A 16,764-nucleotide genomic window follows, 5' to 3' on the forward strand; every position below is an offset into this window, starting at 1 on the left:
GGGGCGCCTTTTCATGTCATGGCCTTTTACCGTGCGGTTCTCAGACCGGCCTCAAAACCCCGCTGCGATAGGCCACGCGGCGCAGGGTATGGGGCATGGTGAACAGTGCCCGCCCGCCTCTGATACGCAGCAAAGCGTGATAGATAAACAGACAGGCGGCCGCGACGGCCACGGTGGCAATAATGGGTTCCACCGCCAGCAGGAACACGTTCACGGTCTCCGGCACATAGGGCGAAATAAAGCGCAGCATTAATCGGTGCATGACATAGATGGGCAGCGTCTGCCGACCGATCATGCACAGATACTCCATGTTGATATGCCGGCAGGCCAGAGCAAACAGGTCGATCACCGTCGACACCATCACAAGCCCCAGCAGCATCTCCACCCCCGGGGCTGTCAGAGCGCTGAAGCGACTGGCCGTGGCCAGCCCACCAAGCGTTAGTGCTGTCGTGACGACGAAACGCTTCAGATTGAACGCCGAGTAATGCGTGGTAATGATGTCTTTTGCGTAGGCGCCCAGCGCAAAGAAGACAAAATAGCCGATCAGGCTGCGCATGCCCCAGTTTTCGGGGTCAATGACAAAGTACATGGCGATATTGGCCAGTGCCCCCAGCCCGATCGCCAAGACGGCAGATCGCAGCGCCTTGGCCAGCACGAAATAGAGCACCAGCGCGTACAGGTACCACAGCGAGATATTGGCAGTGAGCATGCGCTCCAGCAGAAGCGGCAGAGTCAGCCCGGCATCGAAGCTGCTGTCGTGCCACGGATTGGCAGGCAGCAGATGCGATACCGCGGCCCAGTAAATAACCGACCAAAGCACGTACACCCACAAAAGAGAGGCAATCTTTTTGGTTCTGATCCGCCCCCAGCTGCGGCGGGTAATACCGGTGCTGGCCAGATAGCCGGAGATTAAAAAGAACAGCGGCATTCGCAGCGGTTTCAGTGCCGAAATACCGATGTTCCATACCGTGGCAATGGCGTGTCCTTCGTGAACGCCCTGATAGATGAAGATATTGAAGTGATAGAGGATCACGGCAAGGATACATGCGCCCTTTGCCGCATCGATCCACTCGATTCGTTGCCCTTTATTTGTCATAAATCCCTGCGTTATCGGTATTTTTTTAAAGCAAGAACATGCTAATAAAGACAGTGAAATGTTTTGTGCCGTTTCGATCACCTTAAGCGAAACCTGGTAAGTTTTTGTTTTTTGCAGGCTGCGTCCAGGGCCGATGACCTCTACGCGATCTGTTCGGCCAGCTTTTCAAGTGCCGACCAATCGTGACCCATTAAAAAGGCGCCCCTCACATGAGGGGCGCCCTTGTTGTTTCCATCCAGGCGTTTTCAGCCACGCCGCCAGAGACTCGACAGCGACACGGCCAGTACCGACATCAGCACCAGCGCCAGTGCCGGGACCAGTACCGCCCAGGGGGCGCGCTCCAGATAGGGAATGCCCTCGGCCAAAAGCAACCCCCACTCCGGCGCCGGCGGACGCGGCCCCAGACCCAGAAAGCCCAGCGCGGCCAGCGCCAGCGCGATGCCGGGCAGGCGCAGCATGGCGTGGCGAAAGACAGGACCGATGACTGCCGGCAGCACGTAGCGGGTGAGAAGGCGCACGCGACCCACCCCCAGCATGGGCGTGATGCGCACGTGCGCCTGGCCCTGCACTTCGGTCACCAGCGCCGCGGTATGGGCCGCCAGCGGTGCCCAGCTCACCAGCGTGACGGCCATAATGGCGCCGCCGGCACTCGGCCCCATGAGTCCGGCCACGACCAGCCCGGCAATTACCGGTGGGGTGGCGTTGGTGACCTCGATGGGCCCGGCGGCCAGACGCGGCATCAGCCCGATCAGAACCCCCAGTACGAAGGTGATACTGACCACCACCAGCGCCATGCCCATGGTGGAAAGCGCGCCGTGACTGACGCGGGCGAGAATATCGCGTCCGGTACCATCGGCGCCCAGCGGCAGATCAAGGCTCGGCGTCTGCAGGCGAAGATAGTTCGAGGTGAGCGGGTCACGACCCATGCCGGCAACGATGATGATCACCAGCAGCAGCGCCACCACGGCCGGCACCAGCCACTGCCAGCGCCCGTGATGGTGCTCATGATGGGTCACCGGCATGGCGCCGGCGCGCAGGGTGCGCCCCAGCAGCAGCGTGCGGCCAAGGCCCGCCGCACCGCCGAGCACCACGGCAATCGCCAGCAGCAGCAAAATGCCGGTCTGCAGCGCCGGCAGATCCTGCGCCGAGGCCGCGCCCAGCGTGGCGCGCCCCAGCCCCGGAATCGAGAACACCTGCTCGACGGCAATCGCGCCGCCGGTCAGCCCGACGATCACCAGCCCCACCTGAGGCAGCAGACTGGGCAGGGTGCGCTTGAGCACGGCGAGGGCAATGCGCCGGCGCGTGAAGCCCGCCACGTGCCAGGTCGCCACCCAGCGCTCGGAGAAACTGGCGGTCAGGCCATCGCTGAACAGCCGCCCCAGCAGGCCCCCGGCCGGCAGCCCGAGTGCCAGCGCCGGCAGTACCATGTGGCGCGGCGCACCCCAGCCATAGGGCGGCAGCCAGTTGAGCCCGGCGGCGAAAATGACCAGCAGGATGGCGGCGAGCAGAAACTCCGGCAGCGCCGTAAGCGTCGCCCCCAGCGCACCGGAGGTCGGTGCCGGCTCGCCCAGCAGGCCGCGACGCACCGCCGTCACGCACAGCAATACGGTGGTCACCAGCGCCACCAGCAGGGCGCCGAACATCAGCGTCAGTGACACGCCGGTGGCCTGAAGCATGCCGGGCAATACCGGCCCGCCGGAGATCCACGACAGGCCCGCATCGCCGTGCATCAGCCCCCAGAGCCAGTCTCCAAGCTTCTCCCACGGGCCCATGTCGAGCCCAAGCTGGGTGCGGATGGCGGCCAGCGCCTCCGGTGTCGGGTTCTGATCCCCCGCGCGGGCGCGCAGGATGCTCAGCGCCGGATCACGACCGGATAGCCAAGGCAACAGCCCCACCAGCACCACCACGCTGGCCAGCGTCACCAGACGCGACAGCGTGGGCACCAGAAGGCGCAGGCGCGCGGCCAGCACGGGCGGACGGGCGATAACGGCCCCGGAAGTGTGCATCACCGGCGCCTTACTGTACCGCGCCGTCAAGGCGCGTGTGCTCGGAGATCAGCTCGCGCTCGCGCGGGTCACGCACGGCGTCCAATACCCGCGTCGCTTCCCCCTGAATGACGCGCTCGTGCAGCATCGGCACGGCGGCATCGGTTCTCAGGATGGCGGCCTCGGCATCGATGATCGCCTGACGGCGCTCGTCGCCGGTGGGCAGATCGGCGGCGCGGGCGAGCGCCTCATCGACCGCCGGGTCGCAGAGCTGGGCAATGTTGAAGGAGCCCTCGCAGGCGAAGTCGCTGAACATGTAGGCGACCGGGTCACCGGAATCGAGCATGGTGGCGCGCGACAGGATCACGGCGTCAAACGCCCCGGAAAGCATGTCGGATTCGATGTGGGCGTACTGGCGCACTTCCTGATGGACCGTGAAGCCGGCCGCCTCGAGCTGCTGCTCCAGCAGTACCGCCACTTCCGGCAGCTCGGCCCGGTCGGTGAAGGTCCCCAGCGTAATGTCGGCGCCGCCCGGGTCGGCGGCATCGGCACGGCCCTCGATCGGCGAGCGCAGACCGTCGGCCCAGGCCAGCGCCGGTCCCAGCAGACCACGCGCCTCATCGGCGCGTCCTTCATAGACCGTTCTGACGATGGCCGCCCGGTCGATTGCCTCGCGCGCCGCGACGCGCATCCCTGAATCGCTGAACACGCCGCGGTCGGTATTGAGATAGAGCGTATTGGTGCGCGGCATCGGCACCTCGTGAACCAGCTCCGGGTCAACCAGCGCGACCTGGGAGACCGGCACGGCCTCGACCACATCGGCGGTGCCGGTGCGCAGCGCCGCGGCACGGGCGGTGCCGTCGGGCACGTAGTCGGCGTCGATGCCGGCAAGCTCGGCGCGCTCGCCCCAGTAGCCGTCATAACGATCCAGCCGGGCGCTCTGGGTGCCGTTGATCTCCTTTAATACGAACGGCCCGGTGCCGGCCTCGATCGGGTTGACCCGACCGTTTTCGCCGTAGGCCTTCGCCGCCATGATGGCCAGCTGCGGGCTGGAGAGTCGATTGGGCACCAGCGGATCGGCGTGTTCGGTCTGCACCCGCACGGCGTTGTCGCCGTCGGCCTCGATGGTCATCTTCACGCCATCGAGAATGCGTGGCCGCGGTACGGCGTTGGTGGCCGCCGTCAGCGCGTGTACCACCTGTTCGACGGTGAGCGACGTGCCGTCATGAAAGGTCACATCGTCACGAATCTCGAAGCGCCAGGTGCGCTCGTCGAGCTGTTCCCACTCGGTTGCGAGAAACGGCTGCGGATCGTTGTTGTCATCCAGGCGGATCAGGGTCTCGGCGGTACGCCAGCGCGAGAGCTTGAAGGCGTCATCGGTAAGCGGATTGAGCCCCGAGCGCGGCGGCTGCAGCATCGCCACGCGCAGGCGCTCATTGTCAGAGGCGCTGGTCTCTTCCTCGGTGGCTTCCTCCTGCTGACAGCCGGTGAGCAGGGCCAGTGACAGCGCCATGGCGGGCAGATAAAACGCGTGACGAAGGATCAAGACGGATCTCCTGGGCAGTCGGTATCAAGAAACGGGATAAAGAGCGGTCGCAGGCGTCGCCGGCATCATCGACGTGATGTCGTGATCCAGATGCGCGGCGTGCACCAGCGCTTTGGTGTGCTCATGCGCCGGGGCTTCAAACAGCGCCGTCGTGGGGCGGTCCTCGATGATGGCGCCGTCGTGCAAAATGAGCGTGCGCTCGCACAGGCGCGGCATGACGGCAAGATCATGGGAGATGATCACAAAGGCGGTGCCATCAAGGCGGCTCATGTCATCGAAAAGCTGCATCACCCGGGCGCGCACCGGCAGATCCAGCCCGCTGAGCGGCTCATCGGCCAGCAACAGCCGCGGTCGCAGCGCCACGGCGCGGGCAATCGCCACGCGCTGGGCCTGGCCGCCGGACAGCGCCCCGGGGCGGTAACTCAGAAACTTTTGATCAAGGCCCACCCGGGCCAGCGCTTCGTCGATGCGCCGGCCGTGGTGGTCGTCAACGCTTAAGCGCACCAGCGGCTCGCGGATCAGCTCGCGCACGGTCATGCGCGGATCGAGCGAGGCGGCCGGGTCCTGGGGAATGTACTGCACCAGCCGGCGATACCAGCGCAGCGCGCGCACCGAGGCCGGTCGCACGGCGCGCCCCTGACAGCTGATTGACCCGGCATCAGGGGCCTTCAGCGCCAGCAGCAGGTTCAAAAGCGTCGTCTTGCCGGCCCCGGAGACGCCGGCCAGACCAATGCGCTCGCCGGCGTGAATCGACAGGTGGATATCGCGCAGAATCGTGCGGGCCTGTCGCGCGCGCCAGAACGCCAGGCTCGGCTGGTGAAGATGCTTGTAAAGCCCGTCGGCGCACAACAGCGGCGCCGAGGCATCGCCGGAATCTATGCCGTGCACAAAAGCCCCTCGCGGGCATCAAAGTCAGGGGCAAAGGGCGGCCGGCCCGGGGCGCTCTCATGCAGGGCGCGCACCAGCTGGCGCGTAAAGCGGTGCTGCGGGTTGGCGATGATGTGGGTCAGCGTATTGCTCTCGACCAGCCGGCCCTCATCGATGATGACCGCGCGCTCGCACAGCCGACAGGCCGCGCCGATATCGTGGGAGATAAACAAAAGCGCCGGGGTATCCGCCGTGCCGGTGCACTCACGCAGCAGCTTTAACACCTCTTCCTGGGTGAGCACATCCAGCGCCGTGGTGGGCTCATCGGCGACGATCAGTGCCGGCTTGCAGGCCAGCGCCAGCGCCATGCAGATGCGCTGGCGCTGGCCACCGGAGAGCTCGGCCGACGAGCGCTTGAGGATCTCTTCAACGTGGGCCATCTGCATGCCGCGCAGCAGGGTCACGACCGCCTCGTCGGCGGCCCTGCGGGAGAGACCGTGAAAGCGCATGAAGGGCTCGCGCAGCTGCGCGCCGACGCTGACCAGCGGATTGAGCGCCGAGTGGGTGTCCTGAAACACCATCCCCGAACGTGACTGCACCGGGCGGCGGGTGGCGCGAATGTCGGCCACTTCCACACCGTTGATGCACACGCTGCCATCGACATGCACCGAATGCGGCGACAGCCCCAGAATGGCCCCCGCGGTCAGCGACTTGCCCGACCCGGACGGCCCCAGCAGACAGACCCGCTCGCCGGCGGCGACATGAAAGCACAGATCGCTCACGATCGGCTGGCCATCCACCCGGATACACAGCTCGTTGACTGCCAGCACCGTATTTCCCGACATGATTGAGGCACGCCCCCGAGAGTCTGTATGGCTCGATATCTGGTAGGTTATATCATAACAATCAAGGCATTGTATTGTGATTTCCTTAAGCCTTTAGAAGGGTTTGCCGGCTCGATCTAGTGTCCCCCGGGTCATGTCGGCAGACTGTATCGGGCACTGCTAATTTTGATGGAAAGCGTTGAAGGATATCCACGGTCACACCGGCAGGAGGCGACATGCAGATTCAGCTCAAGCGGATTTACGACACGCGCGACAAGGATGACGGCTACCGGGTACTCGTCGACGGCATGTGGCCGCGCGGTGTGGCCAAAAAGGACGCTCACATCGATGACTGGTGTCGCGACATCGCGCCCTCAAGGGATCTTCTCAAGTGGTTCGGCCACGACCGCGACCGCTGGGAGGGCTTTTATGACGCCTATCGCCGGGAGCTGCGCGAGCGCGACTCAACGCCTGCTCAGGCCCTGCGCGAGCACGCCCAAAAGGAAGGGCTGACGCTGGTGTATGCGGCAAAAGACGAAGAGTGCAACAACGCCGTGGTGCTCCGGGATTTTTTAAAGCGCACCAGCTGAGAAGCGACAAACGACCCGGAGGGCGTTCGAAGTGTCGGGTGCCCTCTTCTACGCTGCACAAACACGCACTGGAGACAGGGAGCTGTCATGCCGATTGTTCAAAGACTTGAAGACGTCACACCCACCATGATCGAGGACGCCGAAGCCGCGACCGACACCGGACCGGATGCCGAGCCGGGCGGCCACGAGCGCAGCAGCAACCCGGTCGCGGATCTGGGCATGTCGCTGAAGCCGCACATCGACCAGGGCATGTCGATTCAGGAAGTGGCCGATCGCATCGGCGCCTCGACCGATCTGGTCGATCGCTGCATCAGCCACCCGATCGTCGCTCAGCTGGATGAAGGCACCGACGGGCGCTGAGCGTTCGTCCTGCCTTCGGTGGAAAAGGGCTGTGCGGTGGCACAGCCCTTTTTTATTGGTCAATGCCCCGGCCGAGTGCCGGACATTTCTTTAGTGGCCGCCCATAAAGCGCCGGGTCAGGCGACAGATAGTTTGCCCGCCCGGGCCAGGCCGGCCGTCAGCGCCAGTCCGGCAAAGAGGATCACGGCATACTGAGGGGAGAGCATCTCCATCAGTGCCCCGAAGATCGGTGCGCCGGCCGTCTGACCGATCGCGATGGTTAGAAAGCCGACCATCAGCCCGGTGGCGGGCCGCTCGGGGAGCGCCGAGACGCCCCACACCAGATAGACCCCGGTGATCATGATATAGGCCAGCCCGAACAACACACCGCCGCCCAGGGCCAGCGTCGGCGTGGTGCCCTCCATGCCGACCATCACGGTGCCGCCCGCCATGGCGATCAGAAAGACGCAATGCACCCGGTCCACGCCAAAGCGGGCCACCAGAGAGCCTGCCAGCGCCCCCACCATGCCCGCCGCACCGATGGCGATCCAGAGCAGTCCGGCGCCGGTACTGCCCCAGTCCAGCCGCAGCGACACCAGCTGCCCGCCAAAGGACCACAGCGCGGTGCTGGCCGCGCCCATCAAAAAGGCAGCGATAATCAGATGTTTGAGCGGGCCGTTGAGGGCAGGCAGGCCGCCGGCGGTTTTCCGGTCGCGACCGGGATCGTTCGGCACGCACAAGGCTGCAGCCACCGCCAGCACCACGGCGGCGACGGCAAAACCTGCAAACGCCAGTCGCCATTGATCTCCCATCATCAGCGCCACGGGCCCGGACATCACCACGCCCGCCCCGGTGCCGGCGTTGATGACCGTATTGGTCGCACCCTGTCGCTCGGGGCGAACCGCGGCCGCCACGGCGGCCGCCATGGGCGGTGAGGCCAGCCCCGTGCTGGCGCCGGCCAGCATGACCGCCGCGGCCAGCCAGGGCGCCGAGGGGGCCAGCGCCATGCCGGCCATGCCCACTGCGGCTACCAGCGCCGCACCGACGGCCACGATGCGGGCGCTGAGCCGTTCGGTCAGCCAGGCCGAGAGCGTAATGGCGAGACAGTAACCCAGAAAGGCGCCGCCGGAGATCAGTCCACTGAGGGTGGAAGACAGTGAGAGATCGGCATCGATCTGCGGCAGAAAGAGCCCGAAGGCGAAGCGGGCAAAGCCGTAACACACGGCAATCAGACCGAAGCCGGTCGCCCCCAGCGCCAGGGCCGGGCTCATGAGCCCGCTCCCGCCATCAGCGAGGCCGCCGCCTGCCGGGCGGCGACGACCGCCTGCTCGCCGCGATAGACCGCAGCGGCGGTGGCCCCCTCGAAGAGCACGATGATCTGCTCGACCAGCATCGGATCATCGCGTCCGGTTTCACCCTCGACCAGCTCGGCGATGCGCTCCGCGACCCGCGCCTTGTGCGCCAGCACCGTGTCCACGATCTCCGGCGTATCGCCGCCGGTCTCGCCAAGCGCCCGCAGAAAGAGACACCCGCGCCGCCCCTCCACCCGCACCCAGTCCTCCAGCGCCTTGAACAGCGCATCGATGCTGTCCACCTCCAGCCGCCGCGCAAAACGCTTGTCGCGTTCGCCAAGCACCCGGGCGATCAGTGCGTTCTTGCTGCCGGCGTGCTTGTAGAGGGTGCGACTCGAGATACCCGCGCCCTGGGTGAGCCTGTCCATGCCGGTGGCGGTAAAGCCGTGGCGATCGAAGAGTGCTTCCGATGCGGTAACGAGCTTGTCCATGATGTTCATGTTGACGCCTCCCTGGGGTGAAACCACACCTCCAATGTAAAACGATCGGTTTACACCGTCAATTTAATTACATGGCTTATTGAAATGCCTTGCTCCATTACAGGGAGTCGCGTCAGCGACGGATGCTAGAATCGCCGCCCTATCCAACAACATAACGACAACACCACAACAACCTGTTTCAGGGGAACAACATGACATCACGCAGGACGCTGCTGCTGGCGCTGGCGGGCGCCGTGGCCACAGGGCCCGCTTATGGCGAGGAGATCGAAACGACGGATGCCGTGGAGACCATGGTGGTCAGCGCGCCACGCCTGGCCCGCGAGCTCTATGACACCCCGGCGGCCGTGTCGACCGTGGAGCGCGAGAGCATTCAGCGCGGCCAGCAGCGCGTGCGCCTGGATGAAACGCTCGGCCAGGTGCCGGGCGTGTTTATCCAGAACCGCGACAACTTCGCCCAGGGCCAGCGCATCGCGATCCGCGGCTTCGGCGCCCGCGCGCCCTTTGGTGTGCGCGGCATTACCATTTTGATGGACGGCATCCCCTACACGCTGCCGGACGGCCAGGCCCAGGTCGATGCCATCGATCTGGACAGCGCCGAGAGCATCGAGGTGATCCGCGGGCCGTCCTCGGTGCTCTACGGCAACGCCGCCGGCGGGGTGATCTCGGTGACCACCGCCGACGGGCGCGATGACCCGGGCACGCGCCTGCGCGTAGAAGGCGGCAGCGACGGCTATAAAAAGGCCTCGCTGCAGACCGGCGGCGCCAATGGCGACTGGTCGCACCACGTCAGCCTCTCGGCGCTCAATCAGGACGGCTACCGCGACCACAGTTCGGTGGAGAAGTACCTGCTCAACGCCAGACTGCGCCGCGAGCTGGATGATGACCGCGCGCTCACCGCCATCGTCAATCTGCTGGATAACCCGCGCTCGGAAGACCCGGGCGGGCTGACCCGCGAGCAGGTCGGCGACAAGCGCCATCAGGCCGGCGCCTTCACCCGGGAATATGACACCGGCCAGAGTGTTGATCAGCAGGTGGTGGGGCTGCAGTACGAGGATCTCTCTGCCGGGCCCGGCGAGCTCTATCTGAAAAGCTTCTACACCTGGCGCCACTTCGAGCAGCAGCTGCCCTATCCGGGTGACAGCCTGCTGGGCTATGACCGCGACTTCTTCGGCGGCAGCGCCGAGTACCATCAGACGCTGAGCCTGGGGGAGATGCCGCTGCGCTACGTGGCCGGCATCGACGCCGCGCGCCAGCGCGATGACCGCTGGCGGCGCAACGTCGCCTTCAGCGGCGACGTCACCGGCAAAACCGAAGACGAGACCCAGAGCGCCACCTCGACCGGCATCTTTTTACAGGGCGATCTCGATCTGACCGATCAGTGGACGGCCTCGCTGGGCGCGCGTTACGACCGCGTCAGACTCAGGATCGACGATGACCTGACCACCGAGGGCGACAACAGCGGCGATCGCCACTTCAACGAATGGAGCGGCTCGGCGGGCTTGAGCTATCGCTATCTGCCCGATCATCAGGCCTACGTGAACACCGGCACCTCGTTCGAGACGCCAACGTTTTCGGAGTTTGCCAACCCCGCCAGAGGCGGCGGCTTCAATGCAGGCCTGGAGCCACAGAAGGCGTGGAACCGCGAGATCGGCCTGCGGGGCAACTTCCGCAACGGCCTGAACTACGACGTGGCGCTGTTTTCGGTGCGCGTGCGTGACGAGCTGGTGCCCTACACCCTTGAGGGGGATGACGATCGCACCTTCTATCAAAACGCCGGCGACACCGACCGCGACGGTCTGGAAGTCGCACTCGGCTGGCAGATCGATGAGACCTGGCGTCTGGACAGCGCGCTGACGCTGGCCCACTACCGCTTTGACAGTTTCGAAGCCGACGGCGAGCGCTATGACAGCAACCGCATTCCCGGCCTGCCGGAGCAGACCTGGGTCAACTGGCTGACCTGGGAGGGGCGGGATCAGCGCTTTGCCACGCTGGAAACCCAGTACATCGGCGACATGGTGGCCGACAACGCCAACGATGTGGACGTCGACAGCTACTGGCTGATCAACCTGCGTGCGGGGGAGGGCTGGCAGCTCGGCGGAGACACGAGCCTCAACGTCTACGCCGGCATTCGTAACCTGTTCGACCGCGAGCACTTCGCCAACACCCGCATCAACGCCAGCAACGCCCGCTACTTTGAGCCGGCGCCGGGGCGGACCTTTTATGCCGGGCTGGAAGTCGGGTTCTAGAGAAAAGTAGAGAGAGCCTGCGCCGGCGAGGGACTCGCCGGCGCGGGTCTGATCGGCCACCCCATCCAGGGCGCCTTGCCCCTGCCGGCCGCCGGTTTTGAGGCTACAGTGTTGATCAGAACTGTCATTTCACCTGTCAGAGAGTGCCGCTACATGAAAGCCAGCCTTTATCCGTTCGCCCTTGTTATCGCACTTGCCGGCTGCAGCGGTGAGGCGCCCGACCGCTCCGACGACGGGCTGGTATTCCAATCCGGCAGCTATACGCACCCCATCGACAGGGACTGCGTCGAGCGCATCGCTCTGGATCATGACGAGGCGTCAAACCCCGCCGTCACGGTCGATCTGATCGACTCGGCCGAGTGCAGCGGCGCGCTCAGGGAATTTACCGAAACCCACGTCGGCGACCAGATGTCGCTTCGATTTGACGATCAGGATCTGGTGCGTGACGCCGATGTGTTCGGCCACCTTAGTGACACCGTTACCACTCGGGTCGACAGCGACGAGCAGGGCCGAGCCATCGTCGAGTATTACCAATAAAAAAAGCCCCCGCCCGACAACGGACGGGGGCCTGATCACACCTTATGCCGCGGCCCACCACTCCTGGCCCGGATCGACCAGTGCGACCACCTGGGCATAGTCATCGCTGGTGCCGATGTCCCAGGCCAGCTCCACACGACTGATCTCTTCGTCTTCCAGCTTTGCGGTCCAGAACGCCAGACTCTCGTCATCGGGCGACTGGCCCAGCACGTCGGTATAGAGCGTCTGCACGAACTGGCTGTCATCAAGCGCATCACTGCGTTCACGGAAAGTGGTGGTGTATTCCAGCCCGCCGCCCAGGTCTTCCAGCTCGATGCCGCGGCGGCTATAGGTAGCGATGATGCTCTGTGTCTCCGCGTCCGGCCCACGGCCCAGGAAGGCGCGTGAAACGCCGGAGTACTCCGCCTGCCCGGTGGCAAAGATTCCGTAGTGGCCATCGCTGTCGGTAAAGGTGAGCTCCTGAATGTTGATCGCCTGGGTCTGATCGCCGTTGCGATCGGTGATCACGAGCCGACCGCCGACGATATCCATGCTGTAGTCATCGGCAGTACCGGGCAGAATCAGCATGTCGTGCCCATAGCCACCGTCGATCATGTTCTGACCGCCACCGCTGTAGATCACGTTGTCACCGGCATTGCCGGCGATAATGTTGTTGCCCGCATGGCCCACCACGATGGTGTCATCGGTGCCGCGCAGCCGGGCGTTTTCCACATTAAACGGCAGGGCCAGGGTGCCATCACCGCTATACAGCGCCACATCCAGCCCCGCGGTGCCGTGTGATGCGTTCAGCTCGCTGCTGTCGAGCACCAGCAGTTCGCGCAGGGCGATATCGCTGCGATCGTGGGCGATCACGCCCGCGCCGGCATCCAGCTGATCGATGATCTGACGCCCGTTGGCGGGGAAGTCGGTGAACACGCCGTCGATGCCGGTCGAGATCAGCCCGACATACTCCTCCACGGGCGTGCGCAGCGTGCCGTCCGGGTGCAGCGCCTGAAAGCTCTCCTCGTTGCGCAGGGTGTAGGGCACCACTTCAAGGCCCGCCGCGTGCGCGTTGGCCACCAGCGCACTCTGCTCACCGGTCGCCACCTGACTGACCTGCGCCTGGCCGTTGCCGTCGCCATCCACCGGCACCGAGAGTGCCCGGGTCGGCAGGATCACGCTTTTTGACGGCCCCAGAATATCGGCGTAGCCGGCCACCGCCATGGCACCTTCCGGCGTCCAGAGATCGCTGTAGGTGGTTTCCGCCGTCACCCTGGTATCCAGATCCTTGTAGGCACAGCGGTTGGCGCCGTCGTTGTCGCGGTTGAAGTTGTACTGGATATCCCAGGGCGTACCGCCACCGCCGATCAGCTGTACCAGCGGCAGATCCACGCCCGCCGCCGGCATGATGGTCTTGTCCAGACGCATCAGGTTTTCCACCTCGAACGACTGAATCGACAGGCGCGTGGGGGCGGTAAAGTCCGCCGCCACCAGGGTATCGATCAGCAGCTGGCTGGTATCGATGTTGATCCGCTCACCGCTGAGCAGGGTGCCTTCCTTCGCAAAATAGGTCGGGTGCTTGAGCTCGGGGATGATGCCGATCTCGCGCCCGGTGTCAGCTTCCACCTCACGCACCAGCGCGATCATCTCCTCCAGCGTGGCGATCTCGAATTTGTCGTTATAGGCGATGTTGTCGCCGCGAATCTCGGGGATACGCTCGCGCGCGCCCAGCGTCTTGAGCTCGGCCAGCGTGAAGTCTTCGGTAAACCAGCCCGAGTACTCGCGCCCGTCAATGCTCTTGGTGGTGTAGCGCTCGGCAAACTCGGGGTGCTCGGCCACATCGGTGGTGTCGTTGAGCAGATTCTCGTGACGCGCTACCAGCACGCCATCTTTGGTGGGCACCAGGTCAGGCTCGATGGTATCGGCCCCCTGCTCGATGGCCACGCGGTAGGCCTCCAGCGTGTGTTCGGGGCGATAGCCGCTGGCGCCGCGATGGGCGACAAGATCGAAATCATCGGCGCTGAAATCCACCAGGCGCGCCATATCGATATCAAAGCCGTCGCGGGGGGAGGTGGTGAGAAACGGACGATCGAACAAGGGCATGGTGCGAATCCTCAACAAGGAAGTGGGAAAGACCTGCCGGATCGACGCTAGGCGTCGCACATGACCATTCGATGATGTACCGGTATCCCGAGTGTAATAACGGGTAGAAGAAAGGTTGCCGGGGGCGAGGGTTGGGTAATGGCAGTCATGTAATGGCCATCATCAACAGTGACAAAGCCTTCATTTGGCTTAAAATGAATAAAAACCGCCATATGAACGAAGGAGGCCGCTTGGCCATCACCACGATGTCCCATGGGGAGCGTCAGAACATGAGTGCCGCGGCCATGCGCACCTACCCCAATATTGTCAGGGACTGGGGACTGAAGGAGCAGGAAGCCGCACTGCTGCTGGGCGTGCCTGATGGCACCTATCGCCGCTGGAAACAGACCCCTGAGAAGGCGCGGCTGGACCAGAGTCAGATGGAGCGGATGTCGCTGATTCTGGGCATCTACAAGGCGCTGCAGATTCTGTTGCCGCGAACGGATGCCGCCGACAGCTGGCTGCGCCGTGCCAACCGAAACCCGCTGTTCTCGGGGCAGGCCCCGCTGGATCGACTGCGCAGCGGCCTGGTGTCCGATCTTTACGTGGTCCGGCAGCACCTGGACGGTGCACGAGGTGCCGGGCACGCATGAGCTTTCCCCGTACAGCACTACACTGGCAACCCAGCTACCGGGTGGTGCCTTCACGCTTTCCCCCCATCGATCTGTTCGAGCGCGTGGCCGAGCCCGACGACCGGGCATTGCTGGCCCAGCTGGAAGGCGAGACATCTGCGCGCCTGAGAGAACAAGCCGGCTCGATCCATAGGGTGCCCGAAGAAGATCGGCGTTATGGCCCGGGCTGGACGCCCGTCATGGCGGCCTTCTGCCACTTCAGCGGGCAAGGCTCCCGCTTCAGCGATGGCAGTTTCGGCGTCTATTACTGTGCCCTCTCCGAGGCCACGGCCATTGCCGAGACGCGCTATCACATGGAACGGTTCATGAGGCAGTCCAGTGAACCACCGATGCAGCTACAGCAGCGCGTTTATCTGTCCGATCTGCAGGGCGAGCTGTTTGATCTGCGACACCATCCTGATGCGGCGCCAATATTGAGCCCCGACAGCTGGCACGAAGGGCAGGCCTTCGGCTTGCGCCTTCGGGAAGAAGGGGCCGATGGCATCGTCTACCCCAGCGTGAGAGACCCGCAAGGTGAATGCGCAGCGGTACTGCGCCCGCCCGTGATGAGCGCCATCCGGCAGGGCCGACACCTGGGCTACGACTGGGATGGCAAGCGGATTCGTCATGTGCTGGAACTAACGTGGGTGGGGTGAAGAGACCGAGGTTCTCTTCACTAAAAAGACAATTTTTGGCCATTAATGGCTTCATAGTAAACAGGCTATATTTTATATATAAATTTTATTTTGAACTCTCATTCTTATACTTATCTGCAACATACCTTGCAGAATTTTCTATGTATGGAAAAACCGTGCTTTCGTTTATATTTAGAGTATCAAGCTCTTTTAACACCGAACTCTTATTGGTTATCGTTAATCTTTTAACCTCAATCTCGAAACTTCCTTTTTCATCGAAAACAGCTTCGTGGCCGAATAATAAAAAGGCGCCTGATTGAGACAAAATCCTATCATTACTTTTTTTACTTTTAACGCAAATTATTCTTTTCAAATCTTTGGGCTCTATAACTGCCTCGAAGAAAGGCTTTTCCTCTCGAATAAAATGGACAAGTCTTCTTATAGGCAATTGTTTATTGAAATCTTCTTTGTTGAGAGAAAAGTCTATTGAATCCCTTTCTGATTTTGGCAGGCGTGCTAAATTAGAAATACAGCTAGCAACATCTGAATCGAAGTATTTTATATCTTTTCTTGTTATGGAAAATATAATAACTTCTCCTTTCTCATCGCTCGATGATTTACATGCAAAATACAACGCAATTAGTGGATTGGAAGTTATATCTAGCAACCTCGTTGGTAAAGAGTAATGCTGCATTCGCACTAGCTTATCTAGCGTATAAACATCCGACTCGAAATCACCCGAGTTGGATACTAATAACTCTCTATACAATATATGCTCATTCTGTAGGTAAAGATAACCACCCTCCTCATTTTCTCTAAACAATGAAGGTTTTATCTTGTACGTATTCTTTTTGGAATGACCTCTATAAAAGAACTCATATTTATTATTTTGATTGAAAGACAAAATTTGACCAATAAAAGCCTGCAACTGCTTTATTTCATAGTTTTGATTTTCTTTGTACAGCTTCTGGTCATAGACTCCAAGGAATATATCTCTTTTATTAAAAACTAGGTTATATCTTTCCAATATATCAATTAAGTCCTCATCTTTGACCGCCCAGTGAGTTCTATTAGTCTCCCAATCACTTATGTCTAAAAGAGGAGCAACTTTTTTTATTTTCTCAAAACTTATTGGTAAGGTATTTTTATCTAAGCTAAATTCTATAACTATATCTTTAAACCGAACCTTTATATCAGATATTTTACCAATATAGTATTCAGAAGAAGGGCCTTCATATGCAAAAAGACATGGATAGCTTTTTAGCTTTTCTATATCGCTCGGACCTAAATCTTTAAAATTCGCTTTTACATCATTTTTTGTATGCTCTAAAAATCTACTTTTATCATATACATAAATTCCAACCTCATTTTCCCAAGCTTCTTCCTGCGCAGTAACTAATAAATTATACACATTGAACCTCACTATTTTTAAACGCTTTTCGTCTATTTTATATTTTATTAATAAATAAAATATACTTATACCACCAAATAATCACTCATCTCAAAAAACCATCCCTAAAGGATTTTTTTTCAACGCAACTATATGAATACAAAGGGTTAATGTAGATGCCTGAT

The 16,764-nt window shown here is 61.5% G+C and carries 15 protein-coding genes; 6 read left to right on the forward strand and 9 right to left on the reverse strand.

Going from position 1 to position 16,764, the window contains the following annotated elements; all coding sequences use genetic code 11:
* Positions 1-40 precede the first annotated feature (40 nt).
* From ACS92L_RS13115 to ACS92L_RS13135, 5 genes are all read right to left on the reverse strand, one after another.
* Positions 41-1,096 (reverse strand): acyltransferase family protein, encoded by a 1,056-nt coding sequence (locus ACS92L_RS13115; protein ID WP_438765386.1) that lies wholly within the window; start codon positions 1,094-1,096, stop codon positions 41-43.
* Positions 1,097-1,341: 245 nt separating this feature from the next.
* A complete protein-coding gene (locus ACS92L_RS13120; protein WP_438765388.1) occupies positions 1,342-3,102 on the reverse strand; it encodes an ABC transporter permease subunit in 1,761 nt (586 codons plus the stop codon).
* Between the two features lie 10 nt (positions 3,103-3,112).
* Complete coding sequence (locus ACS92L_RS13125; protein ID WP_438765390.1) at positions 3,113-4,627, reverse strand: ABC transporter substrate-binding protein; 1,515 nt, start codon at positions 4,625-4,627, stop codon at positions 3,113-3,115.
* Positions 4,628-4,651: 24 nt separating this feature from the next.
* The gene (locus ACS92L_RS13130; protein ID WP_438765392.1) at positions 4,652-5,515 is read right to left on the reverse strand and encodes an ABC transporter ATP-binding protein; all 864 of its coding nucleotides are present in this window, start codon (positions 5,513-5,515) and stop codon (positions 4,652-4,654) included.
* Positions 5,503-6,339: an ATP-binding cassette domain-containing protein gene (locus ACS92L_RS13135; RefSeq protein WP_438765393.1), complete on the reverse strand. Its 837-nt coding sequence runs from the start codon at positions 6,337-6,339 to the stop codon at positions 5,503-5,505. Before ACS92L_RS13135 ends, ACS92L_RS13130 begins: the two co-directional genes overlap by 13 nt.
* 215 nt (positions 6,340-6,554) lie before the next feature.
* On the opposite strand from ACS92L_RS13135, the gene ACS92L_RS13140 reads away from it, so the two are divergent.
* A complete protein-coding gene (locus tag ACS92L_RS13140; RefSeq protein WP_438765395.1) occupies positions 6,555-6,908 on the forward strand; it encodes a DUF488 domain-containing protein in 354 nt (117 codons plus the stop codon).
* Between the two features lie 87 nt (positions 6,909-6,995).
* The gene (locus ACS92L_RS13145) at positions 6,996-7,268 is read left to right on the forward strand and encodes a hypothetical protein (RefSeq protein ID WP_438765397.1); all 273 of its coding nucleotides are present in this window, start codon (positions 6,996-6,998) and stop codon (positions 7,266-7,268) included.
* Positions 7,269-7,384: 116 nt separating this feature from the next.
* Here ACS92L_RS13145 and ACS92L_RS13150 read toward each other — a convergent pair whose 3' ends face one another.
* Both ACS92L_RS13150 and ACS92L_RS13155 read right to left on the reverse strand, forming a co-directional pair.
* A complete protein-coding gene (locus ACS92L_RS13150) occupies positions 7,385-8,518 on the reverse strand; it encodes an MFS transporter (protein ID WP_438765399.1) in 1,134 nt (377 codons plus the stop codon).
* Positions 8,515-9,066 carry a TetR/AcrR family transcriptional regulator gene (locus tag ACS92L_RS13155; protein ID WP_438765401.1) on the reverse strand — a complete coding sequence of 184 codons (552 nt, stop codon included), beginning with the start codon at positions 9,064-9,066 and terminating at the stop codon, positions 8,515-8,517. The genes ACS92L_RS13150 and ACS92L_RS13155 overlap by 4 nt, the downstream gene beginning before the upstream one ends.
* A 164-nt stretch (positions 9,067-9,230) precedes the next feature.
* On the opposite strand from ACS92L_RS13155, the gene ACS92L_RS13160 reads away from it, so the two are divergent.
* Positions 9,231-11,285, forward strand: coding sequence for a TonB-dependent receptor family protein (locus tag ACS92L_RS13160; protein WP_438765403.1), 2,055 nt, complete (start codon positions 9,231-9,233; stop codon positions 11,283-11,285).
* Positions 11,286-11,438: 153 nt separating this feature from the next.
* Positions 11,439-11,822: a hypothetical protein gene (locus tag ACS92L_RS13165; protein ID WP_438765405.1), complete on the forward strand. Its 384-nt coding sequence runs from the start codon at positions 11,439-11,441 to the stop codon at positions 11,820-11,822.
* A gap of 42 nt (positions 11,823-11,864) precedes the next feature.
* On the opposite strand, the gene ACS92L_RS13170 is transcribed toward ACS92L_RS13165, so the two are convergent.
* On the reverse strand, positions 11,865-13,904 hold the full coding sequence (locus ACS92L_RS13170; protein ID WP_438765407.1) for a glycerophosphodiester phosphodiesterase family protein: 2,040 nt from the start codon (positions 13,902-13,904) through the stop codon (positions 11,865-11,867).
* A 230-nt stretch (positions 13,905-14,134) separates the two neighbouring features.
* On the opposite strand from ACS92L_RS13170, the gene ACS92L_RS13175 reads away from it, so the two are divergent.
* Positions 14,135-14,536: an antitoxin Xre-like helix-turn-helix domain-containing protein gene (locus tag ACS92L_RS13175; RefSeq protein ID WP_115854118.1), complete on the forward strand. Its 402-nt coding sequence runs from the start codon at positions 14,135-14,137 to the stop codon at positions 14,534-14,536.
* Positions 14,533-15,210 (forward strand): RES family NAD+ phosphorylase, encoded by a 678-nt coding sequence (locus tag ACS92L_RS13180; RefSeq protein ID WP_438765409.1) that lies wholly within the window; start codon positions 14,533-14,535, stop codon positions 15,208-15,210. The genes ACS92L_RS13175 and ACS92L_RS13180 overlap by 4 nt, the downstream gene beginning before the upstream one ends.
* An 85-nt stretch (positions 15,211-15,295) precedes the next feature.
* On the opposite strand, the gene ACS92L_RS13185 is transcribed toward ACS92L_RS13180, so the two are convergent.
* Positions 15,296-16,600: an FRG domain-containing protein gene (locus tag ACS92L_RS13185; RefSeq protein WP_438765411.1), complete on the reverse strand. Its 1,305-nt coding sequence runs from the start codon at positions 16,598-16,600 to the stop codon at positions 15,296-15,298.
* Between the last annotated feature and the right edge of the window lie 164 nt (positions 16,601-16,764).

The sequence above is a fragment of the Kushneria halocnemicola genome, assembly GCF_965650455.1.
Taxonomy (GTDB): domain Bacteria; phylum Pseudomonadota; class Gammaproteobacteria; order Pseudomonadales; family Halomonadaceae; genus Kushneria.